General features: G+C 36.1%; 2 protein-coding genes. One reads left to right on the top strand and one right to left on the bottom strand.

The window, feature by feature from the left end; genetic code table 11:
* The coding region (lexA, locus tag ACWPWY_RS23510; RefSeq protein ID WP_454193949.1) for a transcriptional repressor LexA at positions 1-565 on the bottom strand (565 nt) is incomplete at its 3' end.
* A 178-nt stretch (positions 566-743) separates the two neighbouring features.
* On the opposite strand from lexA, the gene yneA reads away from it, so the two are divergent.
* Positions 744-1115 (top strand): cell division suppressor protein YneA, encoded by a 372-nt coding sequence (gene yneA, locus ACWPWY_RS23515; RefSeq protein ID WP_454193950.1) that lies wholly within the window; start codon positions 744-746, stop codon positions 1113-1115.
* Positions 1116-1431 lie beyond the last annotated feature (316 nt).

The following is a 1431-nucleotide window of genomic DNA, read 5'->3' on the forward strand; positions in this document are numbered from 1 at the left end:
GAGGTTCATATGTAGGATTCTCAGGCTGAAGACGTACATGATCTTTTTCTTTATAGAAAGTTTTCACTGTAGCTTCATCATCTTCCGTCATAGCTACGACGATTTCACCATTGTTAGCCGTTTGTTGCTGACGAACAATGACATAATCCCCATTGACAATACCAGCTTCGATCATACTATCTCCTACTACATTCAACATAAACACTTTCTCTTCTCCCACATATTGCATAGGTAAAGGGAAATAGTCTTCAATATTTTCTGTTGCAGTAATAGGAATACCTGCGGTTACTTTACCGACTACAGGAACTCTAACAACCGTCTGAGCAAATTGGCTTGTCTCATCTAACTCATCATGACTCAAAAGCTCAATTGCACGAGGTTTTGTAGGGTCTCTTCGAATTAAACCTTTTTTCTCCAAACGATCCAAGTGTCCGTGAACAGTGGAGCTGGACGCGAGTCCGACAGCTTCACCAATCTCTCTTACGGACGGTGGATATCCTTTTAATCGAACTTCATTTCGTATAAACTCCAAGATTGCTAATTGCCTGCTGGACACCTTCGACATACCGTATCAACTCCACTTAATAACGTTTGGGAAAATTATAGCATAGAACCTCCGTTCGTACAAACGTTAGTTCTAAAATAGAACGAACAATTGTTCTAAAAAGTTATTGTCCAAAACACATGTTCGTGTTATAGTGATCAATATAGAAATGAGAACAAATGTTTGGAGGACGATATATATGCTAAAATACAGTACATACAATAGTATCTATAGCAATGCAGAAGGAACTAAGAATCATACTTTACTTGGTAAGTTACTTCATCAATTTATTTATAATAATAGACGCTTTTTGGTTCGCCTGGTCATCATTCTTAGTGTTGCTTTTTTATGTCTAACTGGGTTTATGACGGTTCTTACTAATGCAAGTAAAATTGTTTCCTACCAAGAGTTTGTTGTATCTACAGGAGATTCTTTATGGTCGATTGCTTTGGATCATAAACCACATCGCATGGATACCAGGGAGTATGTTGAACAAATTAAGCAGCTGAATGTGATGGAAACGAGTGATATTCAAACAGGACAAGTATTAAACTTACCTCATGTAGAGTAAGAAAAGATGCTTTTTGTATTTTAGAATTTTTGTATTAAAAAAGTTTAATGAAGTCTTACTTTAATTTTACAGTTCATTGATGCTGTCTATATCGTTTTTTAATGCATGATCGGCAAGGGCGCAATTCACAATTGTGTCCTTTTTTTGTTGTTTACATAAGGAGGTCTTGCCATACAGGTATATACCTTGACAACCCTTTATTTACATGGCAAAGTTAAGGAGATTGTGCTTTTTTTAAGGGAGTAAATTAGATGAAGGAAGAGGATTCCATTATGCTAAAACCACTTTTATTCCCATGAAAAAAAAGATAGGTTTA

The organism is Paenibacillus sp. Marseille-Q7038 (assembly GCF_965111595.1).